At 59.0% G+C, this 26570-nt stretch carries 28 protein-coding genes and 4 pseudogenes; 13 read left to right on the plus strand and 19 right to left on the minus strand.

The features are described 5' to 3' along the window. Window positions 1-41: 41 nt before the first annotated feature. The 3 genes from ACZZZ4_RS20570 to ACZZZ4_RS20580 all read right to left on the minus strand — a co-directional run bounded on the left by ACZZZ4_RS20570 (window position 42) and on the right by ACZZZ4_RS20580 (window position 2158). A complete protein-coding gene (locus ACZZZ4_RS20570) occupies window positions 42-983 on the minus strand; it encodes an AraC family transcriptional regulator (RefSeq protein WP_463548607.1) in 942 nt (313 codons plus the stop codon). Window positions 984-1001: 18 nt separating this feature from the next. Next, window positions 1002-1826, minus strand: coding sequence for an oxidoreductase (locus tag ACZZZ4_RS20575; protein ID WP_463548608.1), 825 nt, complete (start codon window positions 1824-1826; stop codon window positions 1002-1004). A gap of 122 nt (window positions 1827-1948) precedes the next feature. Next, entirely contained in the window at window positions 1949-2158 is a 210-nt protein-coding gene (locus tag ACZZZ4_RS20580) for a hypothetical protein (protein WP_415762802.1), read from the minus strand. A 209-nt stretch (window positions 2159-2367) separates the two neighbouring features. Between ACZZZ4_RS20580 and ACZZZ4_RS20585 the strand changes: the two genes are divergently transcribed. Continuing rightward, window positions 2368-2754 carry a MerR family transcriptional regulator gene (locus tag ACZZZ4_RS20585; RefSeq protein WP_415762801.1) on the plus strand — a complete coding sequence of 129 codons (387 nt, stop codon included), beginning with the start codon at window positions 2368-2370 and terminating at the stop codon, window positions 2752-2754. Window positions 2755-2824: 70 nt separating this feature from the next. Further along, complete coding sequence (locus ACZZZ4_RS20590; protein WP_405045570.1) at window positions 2825-3217, plus strand: carboxymuconolactone decarboxylase family protein; 393 nt, start codon at window positions 2825-2827, stop codon at window positions 3215-3217. Window positions 3218-3276: 59 nt separating this feature from the next. On the opposite strand, the gene ACZZZ4_RS20595 is transcribed toward ACZZZ4_RS20590, so the two are convergent. The 3 genes from ACZZZ4_RS20595 to ACZZZ4_RS20605 are packed head-to-tail and all read right to left on the minus strand — an operon-like array spanning window position 3277 to window position 6059. After that, window positions 3277-4278, minus strand: a complete 1002-nt coding sequence (locus tag ACZZZ4_RS20595) for an NAD(P)H-quinone oxidoreductase (RefSeq protein WP_463548609.1) — start codon at window positions 4276-4278, stop codon at window positions 3277-3279. Between the two features lies 1 nt (window position 4279). Next, window positions 4280-4612, minus strand: coding sequence for a carboxymuconolactone decarboxylase family protein (locus ACZZZ4_RS20600; RefSeq protein ID WP_064361883.1), 333 nt, complete (start codon window positions 4610-4612; stop codon window positions 4280-4282). A gap of 10 nt (window positions 4613-4622) precedes the next feature. Then, a complete protein-coding gene (locus tag ACZZZ4_RS20605; protein WP_463548610.1) occupies window positions 4623-6059 on the minus strand; it encodes an NAD-dependent succinate-semialdehyde dehydrogenase in 1437 nt (478 codons plus the stop codon). Window positions 6060-6270: 211 nt separating this feature from the next. Between ACZZZ4_RS20605 and ACZZZ4_RS20610 the strand changes: the two genes are divergently transcribed. Continuing rightward, on the plus strand, window positions 6271-7197 hold the full coding sequence (locus ACZZZ4_RS20610; protein ID WP_252869271.1) for a LysR family transcriptional regulator: 927 nt from the start codon (window positions 6271-6273) through the stop codon (window positions 7195-7197). 70 nt (window positions 7198-7267) lie between these two features. Here ACZZZ4_RS20610 and ACZZZ4_RS20615 read toward each other — a convergent pair whose 3' ends face one another. Continuing rightward, a complete protein-coding gene (locus ACZZZ4_RS20615; RefSeq protein WP_463548611.1) occupies window positions 7268-7519 on the minus strand; it encodes a DUF2790 domain-containing protein in 252 nt (83 codons plus the stop codon). Between the two features lie 191 nt (window positions 7520-7710). Beyond that, window positions 7711-8406 carry a glutathione S-transferase gene (locus tag ACZZZ4_RS20620; protein ID WP_463548612.1) on the minus strand — a complete coding sequence of 232 codons (696 nt, stop codon included), beginning with the start codon at window positions 8404-8406 and terminating at the stop codon, window positions 7711-7713. 140 nt (window positions 8407-8546) lie between these two features. Between ACZZZ4_RS20620 and ACZZZ4_RS20625 the strand changes: the two genes are divergently transcribed. After that, a complete protein-coding gene (locus ACZZZ4_RS20625) occupies window positions 8547-9122 on the plus strand; it encodes a TetR/AcrR family transcriptional regulator (protein WP_463548613.1) in 576 nt (191 codons plus the stop codon). On the opposite strand, the gene ACZZZ4_RS20630 is transcribed toward ACZZZ4_RS20625, so the two are convergent. Then, window positions 9080-10063, minus strand: coding sequence for an alpha/beta hydrolase fold domain-containing protein (locus ACZZZ4_RS20630; RefSeq protein ID WP_463548614.1), 984 nt, complete (start codon window positions 10061-10063; stop codon window positions 9080-9082). The two genes, ACZZZ4_RS20625 and ACZZZ4_RS20630, sit on opposite strands and share 43 nt — an antisense overlap. Beyond that, window positions 10060-10503 carry a tryptophan-rich sensory protein TspO gene (gene tspO / locus ACZZZ4_RS20635; RefSeq protein ID WP_039758892.1) on the minus strand — a complete coding sequence of 148 codons (444 nt, stop codon included), beginning with the start codon at window positions 10501-10503 and terminating at the stop codon, window positions 10060-10062. Before tspO ends, ACZZZ4_RS20630 begins: the two co-directional genes overlap by 4 nt. A 162-nt stretch (window positions 10504-10665) precedes the next feature. Here tspO and ACZZZ4_RS20640 point away from each other — a divergent pair, with 162 nt between their 5' ends. Beyond that, entirely contained in the window at window positions 10666-10902 is a 237-nt protein-coding gene (locus tag ACZZZ4_RS20640; RefSeq protein WP_016774354.1) for a hypothetical protein, read from the plus strand. A gap of 3 nt (window positions 10903-10905) precedes the next feature. Here ACZZZ4_RS20640 and ACZZZ4_RS20645 read toward each other — a convergent pair whose 3' ends face one another. Continuing rightward, window positions 10906-12489 (minus strand): sensor domain-containing diguanylate cyclase, encoded by a 1584-nt coding sequence (locus tag ACZZZ4_RS20645; RefSeq protein WP_463548615.1) that lies wholly within the window; start codon window positions 12487-12489, stop codon window positions 10906-10908. 125 nt (window positions 12490-12614) lie between these two features. Here ACZZZ4_RS20645 and ACZZZ4_RS20650 point away from each other — a divergent pair, with 125 nt between their 5' ends. After that, on the plus strand, window positions 12615-13079 hold the full coding sequence (locus tag ACZZZ4_RS20650; protein WP_463549296.1) for an HhH-GDP family DNA glycosylase: 465 nt from the start codon (window positions 12615-12617) through the stop codon (window positions 13077-13079). Window positions 13080-13098: 19 nt separating this feature from the next. On the opposite strand, the gene ACZZZ4_RS20655 is transcribed toward ACZZZ4_RS20650, so the two are convergent. The 4 genes and pseudogenes from ACZZZ4_RS20655 to ACZZZ4_RS20670 all read right to left on the minus strand — a co-directional run bounded on the left by ACZZZ4_RS20655 (window position 13099) and on the right by ACZZZ4_RS20670 (window position 16306). Continuing rightward, complete coding sequence (locus ACZZZ4_RS20655; RefSeq protein ID WP_463548616.1) at window positions 13099-13239, minus strand: hypothetical protein; 141 nt, start codon at window positions 13237-13239, stop codon at window positions 13099-13101. Window positions 13240-13251: 12 nt separating this feature from the next. Beyond that, the gene (locus tag ACZZZ4_RS20660; protein ID WP_463548617.1) at window positions 13252-13554 is read right to left on the minus strand and encodes a hypothetical protein; all 303 of its coding nucleotides are present in this window, start codon (window positions 13552-13554) and stop codon (window positions 13252-13254) included. A gap of 52 nt (window positions 13555-13606) precedes the next feature. After that, a complete protein-coding gene (locus ACZZZ4_RS20665; RefSeq protein ID WP_039758880.1) occupies window positions 13607-14488 on the minus strand; it encodes a manganese catalase family protein in 882 nt (293 codons plus the stop codon). A 280-nt stretch (window positions 14489-14768) separates the two neighbouring features. Continuing rightward, window positions 14769-16306 (minus strand): annotated as a pseudogene (locus ACZZZ4_RS20670) (methyltransferase regulatory domain-containing protein). A gap of 337 nt (window positions 16307-16643) precedes the next feature. Between ACZZZ4_RS20670 and ACZZZ4_RS20675 the strand changes: the two are divergent. Beyond that, window positions 16644-18563: a tyrosine-protein phosphatase gene (locus tag ACZZZ4_RS20675; protein WP_463548618.1), complete on the plus strand. Its 1920-nt coding sequence runs from the start codon at window positions 16644-16646 to the stop codon at window positions 18561-18563. Window positions 18564-18599: 36 nt separating this feature from the next. On the opposite strand, the gene ACZZZ4_RS20680 is transcribed toward ACZZZ4_RS20675, so the two are convergent. Continuing rightward, the gene (locus ACZZZ4_RS20680) at window positions 18600-19727 is read right to left on the minus strand and encodes a mechanosensitive ion channel family protein (protein WP_129998496.1); all 1128 of its coding nucleotides are present in this window, start codon (window positions 19725-19727) and stop codon (window positions 18600-18602) included. A gap of 93 nt (window positions 19728-19820) precedes the next feature. After that, window positions 19821-20805, minus strand: a pseudogene (locus tag ACZZZ4_RS20685) (helix-turn-helix transcriptional regulator). Between the two features lie 185 nt (window positions 20806-20990). Between ACZZZ4_RS20685 and ACZZZ4_RS20690 the strand changes: the two are divergent. From ACZZZ4_RS20690 to ACZZZ4_RS20705, 4 genes and pseudogenes are all read left to right on the plus strand, one after another. Beyond that, a pseudogene (locus ACZZZ4_RS20690) lies at window positions 20991-21131 on the plus strand (AraC family transcriptional regulator); the annotation flags it as partial. Window positions 21132-21195: 64 nt separating this feature from the next. Then, window positions 21196-22122: a DMT family transporter gene (locus tag ACZZZ4_RS20695; protein ID WP_463548619.1), complete on the plus strand. Its 927-nt coding sequence runs from the start codon at window positions 21196-21198 to the stop codon at window positions 22120-22122. 910 nt (window positions 22123-23032) lie between these two features. Next, a complete protein-coding gene (locus ACZZZ4_RS20700; protein ID WP_415762785.1) occupies window positions 23033-23773 on the plus strand; it encodes an NAD-dependent epimerase/dehydratase family protein in 741 nt (246 codons plus the stop codon). A gap of 249 nt (window positions 23774-24022) precedes the next feature. Further along, window positions 24023-24442, plus strand: coding sequence for a VOC family protein (locus tag ACZZZ4_RS20705; RefSeq protein WP_463548620.1), 420 nt, complete (start codon window positions 24023-24025; stop codon window positions 24440-24442). A gap of 67 nt (window positions 24443-24509) precedes the next feature. On the opposite strand, the pseudogene ACZZZ4_RS20710 reads toward ACZZZ4_RS20705, so the two are convergent. After that, window positions 24510-24680, minus strand: a pseudogene (locus ACZZZ4_RS20710) (P-loop nucleotide/nucleoside kinase family protein); the annotation flags it as partial. 124 nt (window positions 24681-24804) lie between these two features. Next, a complete protein-coding gene (locus tag ACZZZ4_RS20715) occupies window positions 24805-25038 on the minus strand; it encodes a helix-turn-helix domain-containing protein (RefSeq protein WP_463549297.1) in 234 nt (77 codons plus the stop codon). Between ACZZZ4_RS20715 and ACZZZ4_RS20720 the strand changes: the two genes are divergently transcribed. Together ACZZZ4_RS20720 and ACZZZ4_RS20725 are read left to right on the plus strand one after the other, a co-directional pair. Then, window positions 24952-25290, plus strand: a complete 339-nt coding sequence (locus tag ACZZZ4_RS20720; protein WP_463549320.1) for a hypothetical protein — start codon at window positions 24952-24954, stop codon at window positions 25288-25290. The genes ACZZZ4_RS20715 and ACZZZ4_RS20720 overlap by 87 nt on opposite strands. A 140-nt stretch (window positions 25291-25430) precedes the next feature. Further along, window positions 25431-26549, plus strand: a complete 1119-nt coding sequence (locus ACZZZ4_RS20725) for a tetratricopeptide repeat protein (RefSeq protein WP_463548621.1) — start codon at window positions 25431-25433, stop codon at window positions 26547-26549. Window positions 26550-26570 lie beyond the last annotated feature (21 nt).

The raw sequence follows: 26570 nt of genomic DNA on the forward strand, positions 1-26570 counted from the left end.
CCTTCAATGTGGATTTCTGCTTGTTCAAGACGCGGGTGAAGTCAGTGCGAAGACACAAACGGCGAAGCAGTCGTCGGTGCCGGCAACGCATAGGCCTGTTTCATCCACGCCACTTCCGCAAGCGGTGTGCGGCCGAATAGGCGTTTGAAGTCGCGGCTGAATTGCGAGGCGCTTTCGTAACCGACCAGAAATGCCGATTTTGCCGCGGTCAGGTCGTTACGCAGCATCAGCAATCGCGCCTGGTGCAGCCGCGTCGACTTCAGGTATTGCATCGGCGAGGAGTCGGTAACTTTGCGGAAGTGCAGATGAAAATTCGGCACGCTCATCTGCGCTTCCTCGGCCAGGGTTTCTACGTCGAGATGCTGGTGATAGCAACTGTGGATCTTGTGAATGGCGCGGGTCACTTTGCCGAACTGACCCTGTTGGGCGATGGCGGCGCGCAGGGTGCCGCCTTGTTCGCCGGTGAGGATGCGGTAGTAGAGCTCGCGCAGCATCGCCGGGCCGAGGATTCGCGCGTCGGCATCGTTGCTCATCACTTCGAGAAAACGCAGGGTTGACCGGCGTAGCGGTTCGTCGAGAGGCGAGGCGTACATGCCCATCGGTTGGGATCTGGGGAAATCCCACCGTTCATCGACCTGCTGAATCAGCTCGCCGGCCAAGGCGAAATCCAGACGCACGTACACCGCGAGCATTGGCTCGGCTTCGCTGGCATCGGTTTCCATGGTGAAGGGTACCGGCACCGACACCACCAGATAGTGCTGGGCGTCGTAGACATAGATTTCATCGCCGAGATAGCCGCGTTTACGGCCCTGACAAAGGATGACGATGCCCGGTTCGTACAACACCGGCGTGCGGGTCAGCGGTCGGTTGGAACGCAGGAAACGCACATCGTCCAGCGGGCTCAGGTTGTAACCTTCCAGCGGGGCGAGCCGGCTCATTAGCTGGACCATGCGCGCTGTGATGGGGTCTTTCGGTTTCCGCATTGAGGTTCTCCGCGTTGCTCAGCCATCAGTCGAGTGGCTAAGCGCTGCCCATTGCTCAATACTCTCCGCCGTCAGCTGCAACTTGTCACGCACCAACGCCAGCGCATCACTGCCAAGCAGCAAGTGAGCCGGCGGGTTTGGACTGTCGATGATCGTCAGCATGACCCGTGCAGCTTTCTGCGGATCGCCCAGCTGATGGCCGCTTTTCTCCTCCCGGGCCTTGCGCACCGGATCGAAGCTTGCGTCGTAGTCACTGATGCTACGCGGCGTGCGCTGCATCGAGCGGCCTGCCCAGTCGGTGCGAAATGACCCCGGCGCCACAGCGGTGACAAAAATATTGAAGGGCGCAAGCTCTTTGCTCAAGGTGTCGGAGATGCCCTCAAGCGCAAACTTGCTGCCGCAGTAGTACGCGATCCCGGGCATGGTGATATGGCCGCCCATCGAAGTGATATTGAGGATATGCCCCGCGCGGCGCTGGCGGAAATACGCGACGAAAGCCTTGGTCACCGCCACTGCGCCAAACACGTTGACGTCGAACTGGCGGCGCATTTCCTCCAGCGATGACTCTTCGAAAATCCCCTCATGGCCATAACCTGCGTTGTTGACCAGCACGTCCACCGGGCCGTGACGATCCTCCACTGCCGCAACCACCCCATTGATGGCATCGAAATCGGTAACGTCCAGCAGCACCCCATGAGCGCGCTCGGGCGACAGCGCTTCGAAAACTGCCAGCGCGGATTCACTGCGCACTGTGCCGATAATCCGGTGACCTTGAGCGAGCGCTTCCTTGGCCAGCGCCTGGCCGAAGCCGCTGCTGACACCGGTGATGAAAAGGGTCTTCATGAATCTGTACTCCAGCAGGCAATTAGAGAAGTCATGCTAGGGCGGATAACGCTGGCGGACGATGCCGAATCGGATTCGAGTATTGCCTGTTCCTATCAATTCCTCGTCTTGGCAGCACGCGCTTAGGCTGCGCGACGACCCGGGGTGCGGTCCGAACCATCAGCGGCGAGAGCCTCACCCAGTGGGGTGCGGTCAGAACCGTCGGCGGCAAGCGTCTGCTGTGGTTCGTTGACCTGGATGAAGAAACGATCTTCCTGATTGCTCGGTACGGCGAATGCGCTGGCGCTGAGGGCGAAGGTGGCGACGGCGATCAGTTGGCTTACAGTTTTCATGGCGGTGACTCCGGTCAAATTTCGATTGAGGTCCGGGTCGTTCAGATCAGTCTCTGGTTAACCCGTTGCAGTGGTGTGTTCTGCATGGGTTCAGATTAGGGGGCAGGGCGGTGTCGGCGTTAGGCGGATACTGTCGGCGATTTGCCTGATTCTGCTTGATGGAAAATAGCCATTGACTTAGAGCGCACTCAAACCTTTACGGTGATGACATGAATCCAGAACTGACAATTTCAAAGTTGGCCAAGCGCCTTGATTTGAGCGCTCACACGATCCGCTATTACGAGCGCATCGGGCTGTTCGATCCGGTTGGGCGCGGTGGCAATGGCCACCGGGTATACACCGAGAAGGATGTGCTGTGGGCCGAGTTTCTGCTCCGGCTGAAGGCGACCGGAATGCCGATCCAGCAAATGCTGCGGTATGCCGAATTGCGTCGATCAGGCGACTCGACCCTGGCAGAACGCCGCGAACTTCTCGAGCAGCATCGCCGGGACGTGCAAGCGCAGATCAGCCAGTTGAGCCAGTCCCTGGAGGTTCTGGATAACAAGATTCAGATCTATCACCAACTCGAGCACAAGGAGCATCACCATGATCCGTAAATTTCCCGGTTTCAACCGCTTGCTGTCCGCCACATTGATCGGCGCCAGTGTGACCAGTGTCGCAGCGCCCGTGGAGATGACTGATCGTCGAGCGCGCGGAGAAGCCGCGCTGACGCAGATTACTGGCGGACCTGGTCAGGCAGTGGTTGATTCATTGAGGGATACTGCTCCCGAGCTTGCGGACTGGATTCTGAGTTTTGCCTACGGCGATGTCTTCGCCCGCCCCGGCCTCGACCACTGCACTCGTGAGCTGGCAACCGTTGCGGCATTGACCGCACTGGGCAACGCACAGCCACAACTGAAAGTGCATATCGGCGGAGCCCTGAACGTCGGGTGCACACCGGAGGCGGTGGTCGATGTGATCTTGCAAATGACCGTATACGCAGGGTTTCCCAGTGCCTTGAACGGTATAACGGCTGCGCGTGAAGTCTTTGCTGCTCGCGGGATCAGTGTTAAGTCTTGAGTGCGCTGGCCGCTGACCTTGCAACAGGACGGTGCAAGGCCAGATTTGATCGACCGGCCTTAACGCAAATCCTCGGGCTGCATCGTCAGAATAATCTTCCCGACATTCTGCGAAGACTCCATCCTCCGATGGGCATCGGCTGCGCGGGATAGCGGGAAGGTGCTGTCCACCACCGGTTCCAGACTCGCGGCGCCGGCGAAGCGCTCCAGCCAGTGGTCGCGAAAGCGCTGGATCATCGCGTGCTTCTCCGGCTGGGTGCGCGACTTCATCACCGTGCCGATGATTTGCAGGTGCCGGTAGAGGATGTGCTCCAGCTCCACGTCGACCTTGCCGCCGCCGCCAAGAATGCCGACCTGCACCAGGCGACCACCGTGGGCCAGCGAGGCGATGTTGCGGGCGAAGTAGGGCGCGCCGATGAAGTCGATGATCACGTCGACGCCGCGCCCGTTGGTTTTGTCGGCGATGACTGCGGCGAAATCCTCGGTCTTGTAGTCGATGGCCACGTCGGCGCCCAGGTGTTCGACGCGCGACAATTTGCTGCCTTCGGTGGTCGCGTACACCGTGGCGCCTGTGGCGTAGGCCAGTTGCACGGCAGCGGAGCCGACGCCGCCGGCGGCGGCATGAATCAGCACTGAGCCGCCTGACTTGAGTCGGGCCAGGTGCAGCATCGCTTCGTGGGCGGTGACGAACACTTCGGGAATCGCCGCGGCGTGCACATAGTCGAGCTGTGCCGGAATCGGCATGGCCATGCGGTAGTCGATGCGCGCCAGTTCGGCGTAGGCGCCGCCGCCGACCACGCCCATTACCCGGTCGCCGACGGCAAATCCGCTCACCTCGCTGCCGGTCTCCAGCACTTCCCCGGCAATCTCCAGACCGATGATCAACGAGTCGCCGAAGTTCGCATGGCCGTAGCCGCCGGTTCGGTGGGTCAGGTCGGCACGGTTCACGCCGGCCGCATAGACCCGCACCAGCAGGTCGGTCGGGCGCACTTCAGGGTTGGGCGCTTCGCCGAGTTGCAGCACTTCTGCCGAACCGAATGCTTTCAGGTTGATGGCTTTCATCTCAGCGTTGCTCCGTGTCGGCAAGGGTGGCATTGGCGATGGCCGAGGCGGTGATGGCGCCCGGAAAACCGACGTAAAAGGCCAGGTGAGTGATCGCCGCCGACAACTCTTCATGGCTCACGCCATTGCTGACAGCGCGGCGCAGGTGCGCGGGCAATTCTTCACAGTGGCCGCCGGCAATCAGCGCGGCGACAGTGATCAGACTGCGCTCGCGGGGTGCCAAGGCGGGGTCACTCCAGATCTGCGGGTACAGCGTTGAGTCAACGAATTGCGCCAGTTTCGGGGTGAAGGCGCGGGCGGCTTCACGCGGGCTGCTGAAATCGATAGTCGACATGGAAATCCCCTTAAACCTGGCTGATGAATTTGTTGGTGAGATAGTGCTCGATGCCTTCGATGCCGCCTTCGGAACCGTGGCCGCTTTCCTTCATGCCGCCGAAGGGCAGTTCGGTGGCGACGATGCGGTACTGGTTGATGCCGATCATTCCGGCTTCCAGGCCATCGGCGACGTCGATCGCGGTGCGCGCATTGGAAGTGAACGCGTAGGCCGAGAGGCCGTAGGGCAGGCGGTTGGCTTCTTGCAGGCCGTCGCTCAACTCATCGAAAGGCATCAGTATCGCGATGGGGCCAAAGGGTTCTTCGTGCATGATTCGCGCACTCATCGGCACATCGGCCAGAACGGTGGGCTGAAAGAAGAAGCCTGCGCCCGGCAACGCCTCGCCACCGGCCAGCACCCGTGCGCCTTTCTCGACGGCGTCGGCGATCAGTTGCTCCATCTTCGCCAGCTGCCGTGGGTTCGCCAGAGGGCCGACCTGGGTTTGCGGATCCATGCCATCGCCGATTTTCAGTGCCTCGGTGGCCGCAACGAAGTGCTCGACAAACTCGGCGTAGGCCTCACGCTGGATAAGAAAACGAGTCGAGGAAATGCACACCTGACCGGTGCCGCGAAAGCGATTGGCAACGCCTTCCACGGCAGCCTTTTCGATGTCGGCGTCGGCAAACACCAGCACCGGACCGTGGCCGCCCAGTTCCAGAGTGATCGGCTTGACGCCTTCGGCAGCGCGGGCCGAGAGCAGCCGACCGATCGGCACCGAACCGGTGAAGGTCACTTTGCGAATGATCGGTGAGGCAATCAAATAGCTGGACACTTGATCCGGCACACCGAACACCACTTGCAGCACGCCTTTGGGCAAGCCGGCATCGTCCAGCGCACGGGCCAGGGCCAGCGCGGTGGAAGGGCTTTCCTCGCCGGGCTTGAGTACCACGCTGCAACCGGCGGCCAGCGCTGCCGAGAGCTTGCGCGCCGGGGTGATGGCCGGGAAATTCCACGGTGTGAACGCTGCCACAGGGCCGATCGCCTGACGTTTCACTAGTTGCAGTACACCCGGACGATTGGCCGGTACGACACGGCCGTCGATGCGTCGTGCGCTTTCGGCGAACCATTCGAAATATTCCGCCGCACGGGTCACTTCATCGAGGCTTTCGCGCAGCGGCTTGCCTTCTTCCAGCGTCATTTGCGCAGCGATGTGCGGGGCGCGTTCGAGGATCAGATCGGCGGCGCGCTTGAGGATTTTTGCGCGCTGGTCCGGCACGGTCTGGCGCCATTGGTCGAAGCTCAGTCGGGCCACTTCGAGGGCGTGATCGAGGTCTTCGGCGGTGGCCAGTGGCACCTGACCGATTTCCTCGCCGGTTGCCGGGTTGACCACGGCAGCGGTCGCGCGGTCTTGGGCGGTGAGCCATTGACCACCGATGAAGAGATAGAGCGGATCGTAAGGAGTGTTCATGGATGTCGCCTTCATGGTTGAGGATTCATTCGGCGCCTTGTACGCAGTGGTTCAGGCGTCCCGTGGAATCCAGTCTATGGAAGGCGTGCCGTTTGATTTAGCCGGCCACGAGGGAATCATTGTTGTCCCAGAAGGTAATATCGAGCGCGGGAGCGAGCGTGTAGCATCCGACGTTATCCGCAGTGGGCTGCAGGTTTACAGGACGATCAGGATGGACAAACTTTCAAACATGTCGGTGTACATCAAGGTAGTCGAGATGGGCAGTTTCACTGCCGTGGCCAACCATCTCGACTCCACCGTCGGTAACGTATCGCGTGCGGTCTCGGCGTTGGAAAACGTGCTCGACACTCGCCTGTTGCAGCGCTCGACCCGGCGTCTCTCGGTGACCGATGCGGGCCGGCGGTTTTATGAGCGCTGCGTGAAGATTCTCGCTGACCTGGAAAGCGCCGAAGCCGAGGCGAGCAATGCCGCCTTGCAACCACGAGGGACGTTACGGGTGCACTGCGTGCCCGGACTGGCCCGGCAACTGGTGACCGGCGCGGTGCTGGAATATCGCCAGGCGTTTCCCGAAGTGACCGTCGATTTGATGCTCTCCCAACGCATGCCCAATCTGCTTGAGGATCAGTTGGACGTGTCCATTCTGATCGCGCGAACGCTGCCGGATTCGGCGTATGTCAGCCAGAAGATCGGCGTCAGTCACTGCGTACTGGTGGCCTCTCCGCAATACCTGGCGCGGCATGGCGCACCCGAAACGCCGGAGCAGCTTTGCGATCATCAATGCCTGCTGCTCGGTACCGTCGATTACGTGCGCGATGAATGGCAGCTCAAAAGCAAGGCAGGCGACGCGACGTTCATCCCGAGCGGGCCGAGTTTCAGCGTGAACGATATGGACGCAATGGCCGTGGCCATTCGCGAAGGGGCGGGGATTGGTCTGTTGGCAGGCTTCACGGCGATCGACGATTTGCGTGCCGGCAGGCTGGTGCGAGTGCTGCCTGATTACCACACCTATGAGCGCAATGTTTATGCGGTCTACACGTCTCGCCAGTTTGTCGATGCGAAGATCACGCGATTCATCGACACCTTGAAAACCCGGGTCGGCGCGCAGTTGGCGAGCACTGCTCAGGCGCTTATCGATTGAAGCGGTAGAGGCATTTGCGTCTCAGCGAGCCAACTCTGAGACGCAATGGGTGTGCGAGGTATTGACCTGATCAGCCGTTGCTGCAGCCGCTGCCCATGACCTCGTATTGCAGGATGTGCTGCTTGCCTTGGGAATCCTGATAGGTCATGTGCACCGGCACTACGGCGCAGACATCCGGCACGGGGTCTTCCGAGAGGATTTTGGCGACGTCGAGATGACTGGCGTAGGTGTATTGCTCGACGGGAGGCGTGGTAGTCGAGTCCTGAGCCATGACCACCGAGCTGAAGCCGAAGAGTGCGAGGACGAGCATTGAGACTTTCATGAGTATTTTCCTTTGCTGGTTGAGTGTGCTGCTGGAACAAACTCTATGCGGCGGCTGGCGGGGGAAACAGGCGCGGATCGGGTAAAGACTGTTTACGGTTTGAATCACAATCGGCATGTGGTGAACGATCGCGCAGGGTTCAGCGCAAACAAAAAAGGCGCCGGTAAGGGCGCCTTTTGCTTTCGCTAGGTTTACGGTTCGCCGCGCTCAACCATCGCGCGCCATTGCTGCACGCTCGGACGTTGCTGCATGCGCGCGTGCCATTCGCGCAGTGCCGTGCAATCTTCCGGGACGTCCAACTCAACCAGCGCCGAGAAGATCATCCCGCCCAACACGGCGATATCGGCCATGGAAAAACTGGCGCCGGCCACAAACGGCTGATCACGCAGCAATTTGTCGAAATAGCGCATGCCGCGCACAGCCTTGTCCCGCATGCGCATGCCCCATTCGGCGTTCTGGTACAGCTCCACTTCCGGGCCAAGTCCCGGGGTTGCATGGTGGAAATACACGCTGACGGCATCGAGAAATTCGATCTCGGCACGTTTGGTCAGCATGTGGATTCGTCCTTGCTCAATCGGTGTGCGGCCGGTGAGTACAGGGTTGCCGTCGAGGACGTCAAGATATTGCGTGATGGCGGTGCACTCGGCGAGCAGCGTGCCGTCTTCCAGCTCCAGCACTGGTAGCGTTCCGGAGTAGTTCAAGCGCAAGAACTCGGGGTTCTTGTGTTCGCCTTTCCACAGATTTACCGGGATGAATTCGGTGCGGGCCAATAGCGATTTTTCCGCCAGGGCGATGCGTACGCGGGCCGGGTAGGGGCCGTTGTACCAGTCGTAGATTTTCAATGCGGAAATGGAGTGAGCGTCGTTTTGAGTCGAGTTAGCGGTCATTTCAGTTCCCTGCCTGTCAGTTGGTAGGCAAAGATTGCGGTCAGAATTTATTGCTGTCAATCCCCTACCTGCCAATTGGCAGGTAAATCTTTCGCGGGTACACTCCGCCCAATTGATCGATGGTCATCAAGGACACAGACATGAGCGTGAACGCGCGCGAAGCGATTCTGGACGCCGCCAAAACAGCGGCGCAGACCCACGGCTACAACGGCATCAACTTCCGTAGCATCGGTGAAGTGGTGGGTATCAAGAACGCCAGCATCTACTACCACTTTCCCAGCAAGGCCGACCTCGGCGCGGCAGTTGCCGAGCGTTACTGGCAAGACGCGGCCAAGGCGCTGGACAACATTCGTGAAGCCAATCCCGAGCCGCAACAATCCCTGAAGCTGTACCCGTCGATCTTCCGCACTTCGCTGGAAAACGGTAATCGGCTGTGCCTGGTCAGCTTCATGGCTGCCGAATATCAAGATTTGCCAGATGCGGTAAAGGATCAGGTAAAGAAATTCGCAGAGGTCAATATCGAATGGCTGACCCAAGTGTTGATCGCTGCTGGATCTGCCGACGAAGACAGCTGCAAGGCGCGGGCGCGGGCGATTTACGCGGCGGTGGCTGGCGCGCAGTTGATTGCGCGCAGCCGAGGGGATATTGCGTTGTTTGATGAGTTGATCGGCAGCTACGAAAGTGCCGGGCTGATTTCGGCGGATTTCACTGAGTAGCTCGCCACTCGCGCCGAGATCCACTGCCTGCTGTAAGCCAGCACATGGTCAGCAGTGGCCGTGGGGAAGTGAATGAAGCCATGCGGACACTCTGGCAGCACGTACATCTCCACTGGCGCCGCGTAGTGCCAGCGCTCAGCAATCAGCCGCGTGTCATCCAGCAGCGGATCGAGGTCGCCGGCAAACAGCAGCGCTGGTGGCAGTCCGCTGAAATCGCCATGCAGCGGCGACAGCGGTGGCTGGCGTCGTTGTTCGTCGCTGATATCCGGCGTGAGCAGGCGTAACGCGTCGACCATGCCGGGGCCGTCGAGCACCAGCGTATCGGCGGGTGCGGTGCGCACGCTGGGCGTGCCGGTCAGGTCGTACACGCCGTAATACAGCAGCGCGCCGCAGATCCGTTGCAGCAGTTCGGGCGAAGATTTGAGCGCGAGCAGGGTGGCCGCCGCCAGATGCCCGCCGGCCGATTCACCGACGACGACTGCGGGCAATCCGGCAAATTCAGCATCGTTCAAGATGCCGCGCGTGGCGCGCAGACAGTCTTCCAGCAAGCCCTCGATTGGCGTCGACACGGCCAACCGATAATCCACAGACACCACCGCCACGTCGCAGGTATTAACGATGGCGATGTTGAAGTTGTCGTTCATCTGCGCATTGCCGATCACCCAGCCGCCACCATGGAAATCCAGTACCACGCCTTTGGCTTTGCCCTTGGGACGGATGATGCGTACCGGCACCGTGTCGATGATCTTCCGTTCGGCGGTCAGCCCATGCTGGCGCAACTTGCCGGCGCCGCCGAGCTGACCCGCCCGCAGCAACGCCTGAATCAGCCGTGGGGTGACTCGATTGCGCACCTTGAAACGCGGCAGCCAGGCGAGCTTTTTGTTGAACGCGCGAACCTGCGCCAGTTCGCGCTCGCCTTGTGGCCATGGAAATTCGCTCATAGGCGATTCTTCATCAGGATCGAGCAGTTCAGCGCCAGCGCAACGCACAGCCAGGCCAGATACGGGAACAGAATCAGCCCGGTGACCACGTCCAGTTGCAGCGCGAGTACCACCATCACTGCGACCACCACCCACAGCACCGCCAGAATCACCAGCGCCGCAAGCACCTGATGCGCACCGAAGAACACCGGCGTCCACAGCGTGTTCAGGGCGATTTGCGCGGCCCACAAGGCCAGCACCGTTTGGCTGCCTGGGATCAGGCTCAGGCGATAACCGGCCCAGGCCAGCAGCAGGTAGATGATCGTCCACGCTACCGGAAAGGCCCAGTTGGGCGGGGTGAAGGAGGGTTTGGTCAGTGATTCGTACCACGGGCCGGGTTTGAACATCACGCCAGTGGTTGCCGCCGCCGCGCAGGCCAAGAGGAAGATGAAGAAGGTCATTGCCGGTCCTTAGCTGTGATCAGCTGTTATGGAGAGTTAAGAAGAGGACGCTTCGCTGCGCAAAAAGTTTGTTGCAAATGCATTTTGGCAGTGAGGTTGAACTAAAAGCTGACCGCTGCGTCAGGATAAACACTGCCTTTTCCCACCGACGCGGACGACATCATGTACACCTATCACATCGAATACCGATTCAACGGCGAGCCCCGTACCTATCTGCTCGAGCTCAAGGAAGCGCAACTGGCCGAGCACGACGCGGCGATGCATCTGTTGGAACTGCACCTGGGCGATGCCGAAAACAGCCTGGTCATGCCCACCGCGGATTCGACTCCAGAGCAGATTCTCGAGCAGGCAGAGCGGGTGGGGATTACACATATCCGGGTGGTCAGCCGGACTAATTGACCGTCACGGTCCATCACATTCCAGGCCACTGTCCCCGCCACTGCAATAACGGTCCCGGCCTTGCTGCTTTGCCGCATAGAGCATCTTGTCAGCCGATTCGATCAGCACGGCGGGGGACACGTCCTGTTCGGCTGGCTGGCCAACCGCAATGCCCGCGCTGGCAGTGACGTGACCCAGCGGGTGAGCACTGTGCTCCATCTGCAATGAGCGAATGGTCTCAAGTATGTCCTCTGCCACAAGCGCCGCCCCTCGAATATCCGTGTTGGGCAGCAACACGGAAAACTCCTCGCCGCCATAGCGCACGGCCAGATCACCCGGTCGCTTGACCGCTCGCGCAATCGCTTGGCCGACAGCGCTCAGGCAATCGTCGCCCGCCGCATGTCCGTAGGTGTCGTTGTAGAGTTTGAAGTGATCAACATCAATCATGATCAGTGAAATCGAGGAGCCCTGGCGTCTGGCCAGACGGATTTCGTCAGCCAGCGCGGTGTCCAGGCGGCGGCGGTTGGCCAGCCCGGTCAGGCTGTCGGTCAGGGCCATGTCCTTCATGGCCTGGTGTGCACGGCGCAAGTCCTTTTCCATGACCATCCGTTGGCGCAGTTGCCTCAAGACGATCCACCCAAAGATCGTGAAAGCGGTGATCACCGACATCAACACGAAGCCGGTTTTGATCAGGTCCCAGCGCCACGGCGCAATGATCGATTCGCGGGAAAGGCCGGTTTCTACCACCAACGGATAGGTGCTCAAAGCCCTGTAGCCATACAGACGCTGGGTGCCGTCGACGACGGCTCTGACTTCGGCGATGCCTTGATTGGAATAGGGCAGGTAGTTCTTGAAAACCTCGCTGTCGGCGAGGCTCTGACCGATCACCGAGGCGATAAAGGGGCGACGTACAAGAATCGTTCCGTTGCGCAACGCCAGTACCAGTGCGCCCTTGTCGTCGATCTTGAAATCGCCGTAATAGTCGACGAAGTAACTGACCTTGATCGTCCCCAGCAGCACGCCGGCGAAGGAGCCGTCCGGGTTGTTCAAGCGGCGGGAAATCGGAATGATCAGGTCGTCCGTGGATTTGCTTTTGACGACATCACCGATGCGCACGTTGCGATCGGTGTGGGTGCGGTGATACTGGAAATAATCGCGGTCAGCGTTGTTCGCCGGGTCCGGGATGATTTCCTTGTCAGTGACGATCCAGTGCCCGTCCGGGCCGTAGATGAACAGGCCGTGCAACTGCGGCATCAGCCTGGCCTGCTGGACCAGCAATTTGTGAATCCGGGGCACATCGATGTTCTGCAAGCCATCGCCTTCGACGCGCTCGCCCAGCGCGGCGGTCAATACGTCGACCTGGCGAATGGCGTCTTCGGCGTGCTGCGCCGTTGCCCGCGCGAGGTTGGTGACCGAATCCCGGGCGGACGAAAACGCCGAATGGTAGTCACGCCACGTCCGCCATCCTTCCACTCCCAGAAACGCCAGAATCACCGTCAGCATGAAGATCACGGTCAGGCGGAAAGCGGCTATCTCGCTGGAAGCTTTGACGGGAGCGGTTTGTGCAGCGTCATGCCCTTGGCTGTCGGGCAGTTTGCGGCCGAGCATTTGAAGATCCTTATGCTTGTCATCTCGCATCTCTGAAAGATGACCATCCTTTTCCACTGGGGATTCAATTTATTGCCCTGGTCAGGCGGCGGCCATTGGATCGTTCAAAGCCGTGCCGGGTCAACATGTGCAATAACGCGCGCCTTGGGGTGAGACTTGTGAGTGAAATCATCACGGCCGGTGACCTGAACATCGACCTGCGAAACGCCAACGAATCCGGCCTGTTCAAATGGCTGCTGGCCAGTTTTCTGATGGGCAAAAGGATACAGGGCGCGATCGCCGCCAAGGCGTATCAGGTCATAGTAGAGCAGCATCAGAAAGACACGCCGCAAAGACTCGCGCAGTGTACGCATCGGCAGCTGGTGTCCATGCTGGGGCAAGCGCGTTACGTGCGCTATGACGAGAGTACGGCGTCGCGATTACTCGCGTTGGCCAGCAAGCTCAACAGCGAGTACGCCGGTAAGGTCAGTAACATCGTCGCAGCGAGCGCGGATCGCAAGGCGCTGGAGAAGCGCCTGTCCGAGTTCGAGGGGATAGGGCCGAAGACCGTTGAGATCTTCATGAGGGAAGCGGCTGCGGTGCTGTTTTGAATGTGCATCAGCGACAGGCTCACATCGCAACGACTTTCCCCGCCAGCTCGCTCATCATGATCAGCGTTCCGCCGGCGAATATCGCGCAGCCCAGCAGAAACAGGAGGCCGGGGGCGATGATCGGCCTTGAGGGCAAACCCGGATTTTTACGTGTTCTCATGTCGCGCTCCTCTTACCGATGGAATGGTTCAGCCACCTCGATTGAACGGTTGCGCGATGCCAATGCGCGCTTGGCAAATACCGGCATCGTGGGCAAGGCGTCGTCGACGGCTGGATGTTCGTCCGCTGGCGGGACGGTGGTCTCCTCGGCGAAGTTATTCGGCAGCAGCGTACCCAGGCCAAATACATTGACGGCCATGCTGACTTTCAGCCCCCGACAGGCCTGTTTGCAGTCGAGCTCAAAACACGCGTATGCATGCTCCATCAAGCGTTGAAAATGTTCAGTGGTCATTGCCGAGACTTTGCTGCTTTTCATGTTGTTCACCTTGAGCAAGTGGCGACCCCGGATCGGGGCCGCCGGGCTGGACTCAGACATCTTTGCCTTGCACGTAACCGGAGCCCAGATCAGCACCGGTCACCGGTTCGCTGAGTGGGTCGGAGGCCGTGCGGGTCTTCATCGCCTCAAGCACTTGTGCGTCTTCAGCCGGAAGGGAGACGGTCGCCAGACCATCGCCGCCATCGACCGCAGGTTCTGGGTTCTCGACGTACTCCCACGCACCGCCCTCGTTCCAGGGGCCACGAACGTTGGGCTCGCCGGACATGTTGAAGTACTTGTTGGTGAATTCGGGCATCCCCTGCAGCTTGCCTTGCGGGAAGTTGGGCTGGATCGAATGCAGGGCTTTTTCGAACGACTGCTGATGGGCAATTTCCCGAGTCATCAGGAAACCAAGCGCCTCTTTCACGCCCGGATCGTCGGTGATGTTGATCAAGCGTTCGTAGAGGATTTTCGCCCGTGCTTCGGCGGCGATGTTGGAGCGGAAGTCGGCGGTCGGCTCGGTGATCGAGTCAACGTAGGCCGCCGTCCACGGCACACCAGCCGAATTGACCAGAGGTGCGCCGGCACCATAGAGCAGGCTGGTGATGTGCGAGTCATTACCGGCGCCATTCAACGCGCGGTATAGCTCGCCTTCTTCCTGCACGCCCTCGGCGAGTTGACCTTTGGCACCCTTGTTGAGCATCACGATGATCGAGCCGACCACCTCTAGGTGACTCAACTCTTCGGTGGCAATGTCCAGCAGAAGGTCTTTGCGCCCCGGATCTTCCTCGGCCAAGGCTTGGGTGAAATAGCGCGCTGCTGCGGCCAGTTCGCCATTGGCACCGCCGAATTGTTCCAACAGCAGATTGGCCAGGCCCGGATTGGGCTCGGCTACTCGAACGGTGTACTGAAGTCGCTTGTTATGTATGAACATTCAAAAACTCCTCAGACCAGCTATCGCGCATCAGCCCGTGTGGGCGTCAGCGCATGCATAGTTTGTGAGGAGTCGGCGAAGCAGAAATTTCGTTTATTGCAGGGTGGCTGGACGGACGGCAGAGGGCGGAAAGTTCCGAAAACAGGACGGTTGGCTTGACCCTGTTTCACGAGCAGCGTGGGAGCGAGCCTGCTTGCGAATGCGGTACGTCAGTTACCGATTTGGCGGCTGACCTGGCGCTTTCGCGAGCAGGCTCACTCCCACATGGGTCTGTTTGCGATCAAGCGATTTTAAGCGCCTTGAGCACAGGGAGCGTTTGCTCGGCGAACACCTGCGCCTGTGCGGTCAGTGCGGCGATATTGGCTTCAGCGGTGAGCAGCGGTTGGCCATTGTCGATCAGCACTTCACCTTGTTCGCTGATCACCCCCCACGCCAGTTGCGCCCATTCGGCCGGCTGCTGTTTGCCTTGCTTGATCGAGATCAGGAACAGCTGCTGGAAGCGGCTGACCGTCACGCCACCACCGGTGACCGGGCTGGCCAGGGTCTGGATGTTGGCGCCGTACAGCGAGCGTTTGCACAGTTGCAGATTGAGCGCGGCGCAGCGACCGCTGACCTGCGACTCGGCGGCCTCGCTCTGGCACGGAGCGACAGCGCCCATACCGATCAGCACGGCCAGGGCTTGTTCGAGGTCGTCGTAAGCCATCGCAGTCTCGGAGAGCAATTGGCGCATTGATTTGGCCGCATAGTTCTGCGCCGCCAAGGCATCGAGCACCGGGCCGTAGATTTCCGCTTGCAGGGTCGCTTCGCCGGCAGGACCGGTGACCGAGCCCGCCACGGTTTCCAGGGTTGCAGCAACGCGAAACGGCTGTGCAGCATCCTCGCCCGGCGTTCGGCAGCGGACAGGCGCGTCGCGCCACGCACGTACAGGTCGCGGCGGAAGTGCTGGTTGACGAAGTAGTCCCGCGCTTGCTCGCGCATGATCGGGTGTTCGATGGTTTCCAGAAAGTCCATGCCTTCGGCGCTCAGGTTGAGCGGGTCGACCGAGTCCAGCGGCACTGCCGTGGTGGCGTAGTCGAGTTTGGCCGGGGCCAGCGCGTCGACCATGTCGGCGAAGTACATGCAATTCCAGTCGCGATTGAAATATTCGTGGGCGACGTAGTGACGATCCTGGCCCTTGATGCTCTGCAGCCGCGCACCGAGACTCGGCGCCGCAGCGGCATACTTCGGATTGGCCGCGAGCAGCGCTTCGGAAAACTCCAGTGCGGCGTCGATGCGCTCATCGGAGCGCGCCGAGGCGTTGGCGAATCGGTCATGCAGGCTGAACAGATTGCGCAGCGGCGCCGACGGCGACCAGCCGGGGAAGCAATTGTAGCTGACGTAAAGCATACCGCCCGGTTTAAGGTGACGGCGGGCGAATTCGACGATCAGTTTTTGATTGTCGCGGCTGACCCAGGTCCAGATACCGTGCAGGCTGATGCTGTCGAACTGCGGCAGGTCATTGCGCGCCAGCAGCTGTTCGAAACTGTCGTCATACAGACGCGCGCCATTGTTGGCGGCAGTCGCGAGGTCGATGGCATGGGCGGCCATACCCGGGTGAAAGTCCGTACCGACAAACGAACCCGGGTTGGCCGTGGCGTGGATGTTGATCGACACGCCCTGACCGAAGCCCAGTTCGCAGTGCACGCCGTCGTTGCTTTCCAGCGTGGCGAACCCACGCAACAACAGGCAGTAACGCAGGAACACCGGATTGATCTCCCGGCTATAGCTGTAGGTGTAGCCTTCGTCGGTGAAATAACCTTCGTTCCAGGCGTTGCTCATGGGTACAGCCTCTTGTTCTTGAAAGTGATGGCAGTCTTATAAGGGGTTGGCATTGCGCGCGACAAATTGAAAAAACGGATACTTTCCCAAACCCTGTGGGAGCGAGCCTGCTCGCGAAAGCTTTTTTCAGTTTGAATATAATCGGCTGACACGCCGCTTTCATGAGCAGGCTCGCCGCCACAGGGATCGTCAACACATTCAAGCAGGATTGATGGACCGATCACGCACCCCACGGCCCATTCGCGCAGGCATTTTGTAGCCAGCCGAAACTGTCATATTCCTTCCCACTCGCCTGACCATAGTGACCAGCCCAACGCTGATTTCATGAGGCTGCACTGTGTTCCAACGTCTTCTGTGTTCGCTGTCCGTTCTGAGCCTGTCCATCGCCGCTGCCCATGCGGCCGAGCCTGTCACCCTCGACACGCCGCGCTTGTCCGGCATCGACAACTTCCGCGACATCGCCGGCATCACTACTGCGTACTCCACCGCCCACGACGGCGTGATGCGCAGTGGCGTGTTCTACCGCTCCAACGCGCTGACCCCATCGGCGGCGGATCTGGCGACACTCAATGGTCTCGGCATCAAAGCCATTTACGACCTGCGCACGCCCAGCGAAATTGCCGCCACGCCTGACACGATGATCAGCGGCGCGGCCTATCGCAACATCGACATCATCGGCAGCACCACCTCGGGTGCGAACATCACCAATATCTCGTTCCACAGCGCCGCCGAAGCGGTGGCGATGATGGAGGACACCAACCGCGCTTTCGTCAGCGATGCCGGCATGCGCGGGCAGTTCGGCCAGTTGTTCAATGAGCTGGCCAGTGTCGACGCCGCGCAGCTGTTCCACTGCACCGCCGGCAAGGATCGCACCGGCTGGACCGCCGCTGTGTTGCAGAGCATCGCTGGCGTCGATGAGGCTACGATCATGGCCAATTATCTGGCGACCAACGACTACACCGCCGCCCGTGTCGCCGCGACCTTGAAAGCGCTGCCGCCGAGCATGGCCGCTGTCTACGAGCCGTTGCTCGGGGTGCAGGCCAGTTACTTGCAGGCCGGTCTCGACCAGGTCGCCGCCGAGTACGGCAGCATGGACAATTACCTCAAGCAGGGCCTCGGTCTGTCCCAGGAAACCATTTACGTGCTGCGCGGCAAGCTGGTCGAGTACAACAGCTTGCCGGGGCAGGCCGGGCTGATCGGCAACGCCGCTGCTGGCGCCGAGTTGCTGCGGCAGTTGCAGAACTCCGAGCTGTCCGGCACTTACAGCGCCTACAACTATTACCTGCAATCCGCGATCGACGCCGGCACGCTGGGCGGTGTCGAGTCTCAAGTTGGCGGGCAGGTCCACGCTGATGCGGCCAGCTACCTGCTGCGGCAGAACGCGATGATCGAACAGGCCGCCGCAGCGTTCGCCAGCGGCAGCGATCTGAAAGCCGGCCAATACCGCCTCTGGAGCACCGCGCTCGCCAGCTACCTCGGCACTGACGGCTCGGCCCATGTTGAGAGCAGCAACGAACACAGCCAGGGCCTGATGCTCGGCATCACCCAGCGCTTCAACGAACAACTCAGCGCGCGCGGCGGTTTCGGCTACAGCAAGGGCAGCGTCGGCGGGGCGGGTGGCGAGGCCGAGACTGACTTGACCTTCCTCAACCTTGGTGCGCGTTACGGCCTCATCAGCCTTGAGCGCGGTATGTTTGTCGATGCCAACGCCAGCGCCGGTTACGTCGACTACGACAGCAAACGCGAGCTCGGCGGTGGCCTCGGCACAGCCAAGGGCGACACTCACGGCAATCTCACTGGCGCGACCGTGGCGTTGGGTTATCGCCTGCCGCTCAGCAGTGTGATTCTCGAGCCGAGTCTGGGCTTTCGCGTCAGTCATCTCGACTTGCAAGGTTTCAAAGAGAAGGGCAGTGAGCTGGCACTCGACGTCGATGGCATCGAGCAGACCCGCCGCAGCGCGGTTGCCAATCTCGACGTGTCATTTGCCCCAGTGGCCATGGGCGCGTGGCAGTTGGTCCCGGGCGTTCGCGTGGGCTATGAACGTGCGCTCGGCGATCAGCACGTCGACAGCGAAGGCCACCTGCTGGGGCTGGATATCGAGCAGCGCGCGGCGTTCGATAACCGCGATCAGTTCAGTGGCGGCGCCAACTTGATGGCAAACCTCGGCGCCCTGAGTGTCGGCGCTGAGGTCGGGGCCAACGGTGGCGGTGACAGCCACGGTTTCAATGGCGGACTCAAGGCCAGTTACGCGTTTTGAACACAGCGAGCCCGGCAAATTGCCGGGCTCTTCAGTTCAAGCATGCTGCGCACGCGAAGGTTGCTGTGTGCGTGCCGGCTGCGCGGTGGGTTCGGGCAGCGAGGCGACATGCACGGTGCGCGCCGGGAAGGCGAACGTCGCGTCCAGCTCGGCCACCGCTTCCATGATTGCCAGATTGATGCGTTGCTGCACGTCCATGTAGACGTTGTAGCTGGCGTCCAGAACGATGTACACCGTTTCGAATTCCAGCGCGCTTTCACCAAAACTGCGGAAATGGCAGCGGTCGAAGCGTGCCTGTTTTTCATTCTTGATGATGCTTTCTACGCGCTGGGTGATTTGGCGAATCTGTTCGGTGGTGCATTCGTAAGTCAGACGAAACTCGAACACCACCCGACGCTCCTGCAGGCGTTTGTAGTTCTGAATGGTGCTGCCGATCATGTCGGCGTTGGCCATGACAATCTGCTCACCGCCAAGACTGCGGATGCGCGTGGTCTTCAGGCCGACGTGCTCGACCGTACCGGCCAGCGTGCCGACGACGATGAAATCGCCCACCTCAAACGGCTTATCGACGGCAATCGACAGCGAGGCGAACACGTCGCCGAGAATGTTCTGCACCGCCAGCGCCACAGCGATACCGCCGACACCGAGGCTGGCGACGAACGCAGTGATGTTGACGCCCAGGTTCGACAGCATCGCCAGCAGAATCACTGCCCACAGCAACACCTTGACGCCCCACAGGCTCAGGGTCGCCAATGCGCTCGCCTGAAAAGTGCCGGTCGCGTTATGCCGCGAGAAATAGCGATGCAACCCCAGCGCCAGCGCGCGGTTGGTCCACAGGCCGACCTGCAACGCCGCCACCACGAACCATAAACTGCTGACCCGCCCGAGCCAGCGCTCCGGCAAATCCAGCAAACCGATGCCGACCAGAATCGACGCCAACAGCAGCAGCGTGGTGCTGGTCGCCGCCAGCACTTCGCTGGCCATGTAGGTCAGATGCCCATTGCCGGCGCTGGCCCGCGCCTGCACCTTGCGGAACACGAAACGGATCGCCGTGGTGGTCAGCAGATAACTAAGCGTCGCGGCGAGAAACGCCAGTACCCAGTTCGCCAGTGAAATGCCTAAAATCGTGTGTGCTGTGAAAAAGCCGATGAAATCCTCGGTCATAAAAACCCCCTTTTTGCCAAGTGGCCTGTCTGGGGTTAGTCGCCCTGAGATTTCTGCTGTTCAATCAAATGCAGGTTTCGCCGGACCGAATGGTCAACGCCTGGCCTTCAACTCCGCCGGGCTCACGCCGTAAGCACTCTGAAAATACTGACAAAAGCGCCCGACATTGCTGAAGCCAAACCGCAAGGCCACCTCCGTCACCGACCCTGCATGCCCGCGCGCCAACGCCTCATAGGCGCGCTGCAAACGCACCTGACGCTGATAAGCCACAATCGTCATCCCGACAAAACGCCGAAAGCCTTCCTGCAAGGCGCGCTGGCTGACATGGCTCAACCGCGCCAGATCCACACCACTGACCAACTGCTGCGGATGCGCCTGGATAAACTCCATCGCCACCTTCACATGTCGCGGCGCCACACATGGCGCCGGCTGGCGCAGCGCCTCGGTGAAATTGTGCGGCCACGCCTCCAGCACCGCATCGATCAACATCTCGCGCAAGCGCGACGGCATCAGCGTACCGCTGTTGATCAAGGCATCGAACTCAGTGCCCGTGGCCAGATCAATCAACGCCTTGAGGCCCTTGAAAGCTGGCGCATTCAGATCAACGCTGGGCTCAAACACGATCCTCTGGACAATCGGCTTCTCCAGCAGCGCCGCCAACCGCTCGGTGAGCTGCTGACGATTGATCGAGATGCCGTGATGCGCGTGATCATCAACAAAGCGCATCGAACGGATATCCGCCTTGTCGATCGCCAGACCGACATGCGCCATGCCGATGGACTCGGTGGCGTGGTTGAAAACGATCTTGCCAGCGGTGGGGATGACGAAGGTGATTTCGTTCTGCGGATCGGGGAGGGTGACGCTGAAGTCGCCGTGGTAATGCATACGCCGAAAACTCACCCCGTCGTGCCGCCCGTAGACCCCGCCGATGATGATGTTGGAGGGCGGCGGCGGAGTATCGGCGTAGCGGTTGCCGAAGAGCACTGGAGAACAGGGCGCCGAAGTCGGAAGAGGTGAGGTTGTCGGAGCGCAGGATGATTTTTTGGCGGGTTGGGGAGGTGGCGGTGATGGGCAGCATTTTGGAATGCGGGCTCTTGGGGCGATGGCGGGGACTGGTAGAGCCTAAGGAGCAGGCGTGACGGTTCAGTGACAAGACTGGAGCCATGGACTGCTTTCAGGCAAAAGCAGACAGCCAATACTCGCACTTGTATATCCCGGCAGACAGATCACCACGACCGAACGGACTCGGGAACGTACGCATTCATGGATAGGAAAAAAGGCCAACCCGACAGCACTGACTGGGTCATTCGCAGTGTTCAACCAGGAGGAATCGAGCGTATTGAAGCGTGGTTCGGCAGCCACGGCTACGATCCTCATCATGACACCTACTCCATCGGCCGCACCCCGTGCCTTGGTGAAGTTTTACGAAGTGGGTAGGCTTAGAGCTTATTGGGCAGGGAAGCAATTCATGAACGAATACGGTACTCGGATCGATAACGCTCCCAAGGGTATAGCACTCATTGTCGGCGCTGTGTTTTTGCTTGCCCTGGCCGATGCAGCAGTCAAATACTTCAGCGCGAAGCTGCCCCTGTGGCAGCTATTCTTGATCGTGTCTTGCCTTTCGGTTCCCGCCCTAGGCACTTGGCTTGGCCGACGCATCCGCACAGGCCGTCTCAGAATTACTTCCGTTCCGTGGATAATGGCCAGGAGTCTTCTGCTGTTATTGATGTGGGTGACTTACTACTCGGCACTGCCGTTAATCCCACTATCGGTCGCTGCCGTTGCAATCTACACGACACCGATTTTTATAGCCCTTTTCTCCACCTGCTATGGCGGTGAGCCTTTGTCTCCATCCGGGTGGGCTGCAGTGGGATCAGGTTTTGCCGGCGTAGCCTTGGTGCTGCGCCCGGGTTCGGAAATCTTCACGCTTGCGACGTTGCTGCCTGTCGTCGGCGCTGTCTTTTACGCACTCGCGATGGTGGTGACGCGCCGAAATTGTCGCAGTGAACATCCTCTCGTACTGGCGCTAGGATTGAACGTCGCTTTCCTTTTTGCCGCCTGCATGGGAGGTATCGCCTCGCTGAACGTCAGCGAGGCAACGGTTGCTCGCGCTCCGTTTTTACTATCTCCATGGCAGACACTCGGTTGGCAGGAGATAGCCTTCATTTCCTGTTATGCCTGCATGCTGATTCTGATAAATACAGCTACCGCCAGGGCCTACCAGATTGAACCTCCCGTACTTGTCGGCACCTTTGACTATGCTTACCTGGCCTTCGCTTGCCTGTGGGGTAATCTACTATTTCACGAAGTGCCAGACGGCTTTACATGGGCGGGAATGCTGTTGATCTTGATCGCGGGTTGGACGATTTTTCGCGTTCAGAAAGACGTTGAATAAGCGCCCGTTATCGCGCAACTGACGCAGGTTTTGCGGGAGAGGAGCGGGGAGCTCCAAGAGTTGTTGCACCGCCTCCCGAATTCATCGAGACGGTAGCTTTGGGTCTATCAGATTTCCACTCCAGACGGCTCGACGCAATGAGACCGCGGCCTCGAGTTAAGGTGGCCGCTCACAGCCTGAGCCGAGGTCTGCCAATTACCTCTTGCCAATACGGTTGAGTTGCAGGGGCTATATCGATAGCAGAGATACCGACTTCACCGGTCGTCCGGGTGTCCGCACTAACTATACAGTCCAATGTCATAATGATGTCATGTGGGGAGCGCCAATGCGTTTACCCACTCACTCACAATATGCGTGATCCTATGCCTGCGACCGACGATTTCCGTTTCAACGCCCACCACCTCTTGCTTGATCTGGATGCAGCCACAAATCATCTAATGATGCTCGTCGTGGCGCACGAAGTGACAGGACACCGCTGGGATGAAGCTGTGTCTCGCCACAAGCAAGCTTACGCAGCATGGGCGTCCATACTCACTGGCATTTCAACCGATCCGCTGCCTGCCCTTGATGGTCGACCGGTAGAAGGGAACAGCTCTACCGCTAAGTAGCCTCCAACGCTCGAAAATCTTCAGAAATCTCCTTCTGTGCCTCCATGCCGAGGCGAAACAGCTTCTGTTGGCAATAATCGTCTGAGCCCTCGGTGACAGGTGGAGAGTGACCAGCGTTCGGCTACAGTTCAACGACTGCAGGGAGTGACGTATGAGCCGTTCAATTTGTCAATGGCCTGGTCAGCTCGAAAGCATTGCCAGCTACAGCGCTTGTCTGAATTCTCGATTGCTCATATCGGTGGTTGTAAACCGATCACAAGGCTGGGAGGCTGGCGTGACATTTACCATAAGGACATGCCGAAATGAGCTCAAGGAAAATCCTCGTCACAGGTGCGGCAGGAAAGATCGGCACTGCTTTTTGGCAAGAGCGCGACGATAAATCCGATTTGCGTTTGGCCGATCTAGACGTAACTCAACTCCCGGACTCGGCACAGCGTTTCGCTCTGGATGTCCGGGATCAAGCCAGTTGCCTTCGAGCTTGCGAAGGTATCCATACCGTCATCCATCTTGCCGCTGACCCTGACCCAGACGCCGATTTCATGGACTCACTGCTTCCAGTGAACATCGTGGGCACTTACAACATGCTTTTTGCCGCAAAGGCACAAGGTTGCAAGCGCTTCATATTTGCAAGCAGTGCCCAAGTGATTGAGGGATATCCAACGGATGTTCAGGTCCAGGAATGCATGGCACCTAAACCAGGCAATCTCTACGGAGTCAGCAAGGCGTTCGGAGAAGCTTTGGCTTCGCTGTATGCAAACGATGGACAGATGACGACCATCGCAGTCCGGATTGCCAACGTAGCCAAATTTCAACAAGGGCAAACCCACAGTCCCAGAGACGTTGCGGCCTTCATCAGTTTTAGGGATGTTGTCGCACTTCTCAATAATTGCGTTGAAGCCGAGCTGAAGGGTTTTCACGTTATCCATGGGGTCTCAGATAACCGATATAAGCGTCTCTCTATTGATCAGAGCAGAAAAGTTGTCGGGTATGCCCCCGTTGATGACGGGTTTGAGATATTGGAAGGAGGCGCTCAATCTGATTGAACGCAAATTACCTAAAGAGGGCGGATAACGGCCAAAAGCGGACAAAGTGTTCAATGCGATGTAGCATTCAGCTGTCGAAAAAGACGGGCCGGTATGGTTAGTCCGGCCGTTCCCTCGGGAGCTCTGCGTTGGCATCAGTCCAACCCCGCGACCTTCACCTGACTTTACGGGCTCAGGATGGTGGTCGTGTGTCCCACTGCACAGCGATCCCGATTGGTGATGTTCAGTCCTTTTAAATTGGAGAACGTCATGCAAGCTAGAATTTCTGTTCTTACCCTCGGTGTACAAGATCTTGAGCGCTCCGTCAGGTTCTACCGCGACGGGCTTGGCCTTGTCACGGAAGGCATTATTGGTACTGAGTTCGAGAACGGTGCCGTCGCATTTTTTGATCTGCACGGTGGAATCAAACTCGCCTTGTGGCCGACGAAAAGCATTGCCTCGGATACTGGAATACCGCTTCTGGACGGGAATGTTTGCTCAACCATAGGGCACAACGTTTTTTCCAGGGATGAAGTCGATACGGTTCTAGAAGAAGCGAGGAAAGCCGGAGCGCAGATTGTCAAGCCGGCGGCAGAAACGTTCTACGGAGGGTATGCGGCCTATTTCGCTGACCCGGATGGGCACTTGTGGGAGATCGTGTTCAATCCGCAAATGCTTCCAATGCTGTAGTAGGTGGCCCGACATGTCTCATCATCCAGTTCGATGTAGTGGAAACAGTGGGGAACTCCAGCAGCCGCGAAAGCCGTACGTAATCGAGCACTGATTCGACCTGATCAGGGTAGAGCTGTGAGAGCCAATGATCTTCACTGAGCAGAATGGCCGAACAATCGGATGCCAGGGACTTGGCCAATGTCGATTTGCCGGATGCAATCTTGCCTGCCATCAGGTGCAGTATTGGTTCGGGCATGAGAGACGTCTCCTTGTCGAGTTTTCATGATGTGCATTGAAAAGCGTCGAAGCAACTAGAGCTACCACTGGTAGCCTGGGGCCGAAAGCAAAAAATTCAGTCCCGGCATGGCCATCTCCATACGTCAGGCACGGAAACGTCGCCACTGACTGGGCGAAACCTTTTCCCATCGCCGGAACGCCCGATAGTAAGAGTTAACGTCGTCGTACCCTAAAAGAGACGCAACCTCTTTGAGCTCGAGACTGGTATCAGCCAGTAAGTGCAACCCCACTTGACGCCTTGCCTCGTTGAGCAGCGCATTGAAGGTCGTACCTTCGGACGCGAAGGGGCGGATTTGCACATCGGATTCAACCTGCACGGCATTTTCACCCAGGCAGGCTTGACCGTTGAAAGCGTGCGCGCTGAGTGCCTGGTACAAACGCCTGACGCGCCCTACAACCTTGGTGCCATTGTTCGTGCCTGCTTGCCGCGAATCATTGCGTTAGGGGTGGCCAGTGCAGAAGAGGTCGACATTGAAACGTTGCAGGCGCGTCTGGATCAGGAGCGTTCAGTCTCTTCAGGCGTCTATGTTGGGGATGTGATGTTTGGGAGTTGGGCGAGGAAAAATTGACTTCGGTGTTTTTTATCTGACACGAAGAGTGGCAGTCGGCGAGAGTAATTGGCACTTTGTAAAGGCGATGTCATAAAGCTAATCATGAAACTGGCGATAACCTGTCGGGCGACCCGGCCCCGAACGTTGTCCTCCCATTTATGAACGGATTCAAAATTGCGCAAGTTCTCGATTGCTCTATGCCTCAGCCTCTTGGCTTTTTTCTTGTTACCTTCGTGATCGCACTATGGCGGAGCCCTTATAGCCTTCCTGTCTTGATCGCCTCAGCCTATGAGGAGGGGCTGATAGTCAGCCGCAACCCTGGCAAAGCCGCAGACTGGTACTTGGGCGCTGCGGAAAAAGGCGACCCTGTGGCGCAATACAAGATTGGCATCATTCAATACTACGGTCGAGGCGTCGAAGTTGATCGACCAAAAGGTATGCAGTGGATAACGGAGTCGGCCGATCAGGGATACGCCGACGCACAATATTACATGGGGGTTGCAAGCATCGCGGGTGGAGAGGTGGCCAGTGATTTTGTCCAAGGCGCGCAATGGTTCAGCAAGGCAGCAGAACAAGGTCATACCAAGGCTCAACGACAACTCGCTATCTTTTATGACAAAGGTTACGGCGTTGAGGCAAACGACCAACAGGCGTTCAAATGGGCTAGCAAGGCAGCCGATCATGGAGATGCCGAGGCTCTGACGCTATTAGGCACACTCTATCTTTCCGGTAAAGGAATTCCAGCCGACCCTCAACACGCCGTCAAATTGCTCACCCAAGCGGCCAATGCTGGCGATAGCTTTGCATTTGAATTATTGGGGGCGGTCACTTTACAAGGCACTGGTACTCCTAAAGACGTACGCGCCGCATTGCGTTGGTATACCCGTGCCGCCGATCAGGGCCGGGTCAACGCCCAGTACGTCCTCGGCTATCTCTATAGCAGTGGCGGGGATGTACCGGTGAACTATCCACTTGCCAATCACTGGCTGTTGCAGGCGGCAGTTCAAGGTCACGCTGTGGCGCAGATTACCCTCGCCGTTCATTTCGATAATGGGCAGGGCGTCAGCCGTAACAAGCTCAAGGCTTGTGGATTGTTGCGCGTGGCGCTCAAACAGACGTTGCCGAGCGATATTGCAGGCCCCATGCGTGAGCAACTTGAGAAAGAAGAGAAAACACTTACGCCGCAGCAACTGGCTGAGATATCGGCTCTGGAGAACCTCTATTCAAGCCCGGCGGGTCTCGGGGCACTACAAGGTGATCTGACACGCGAACAGTAAGCTGCGATGGTGTCCCGCCTG

The sequence above is a fragment of the Pseudomonas sp. AC252 genome (assembly GCF_979258105.1).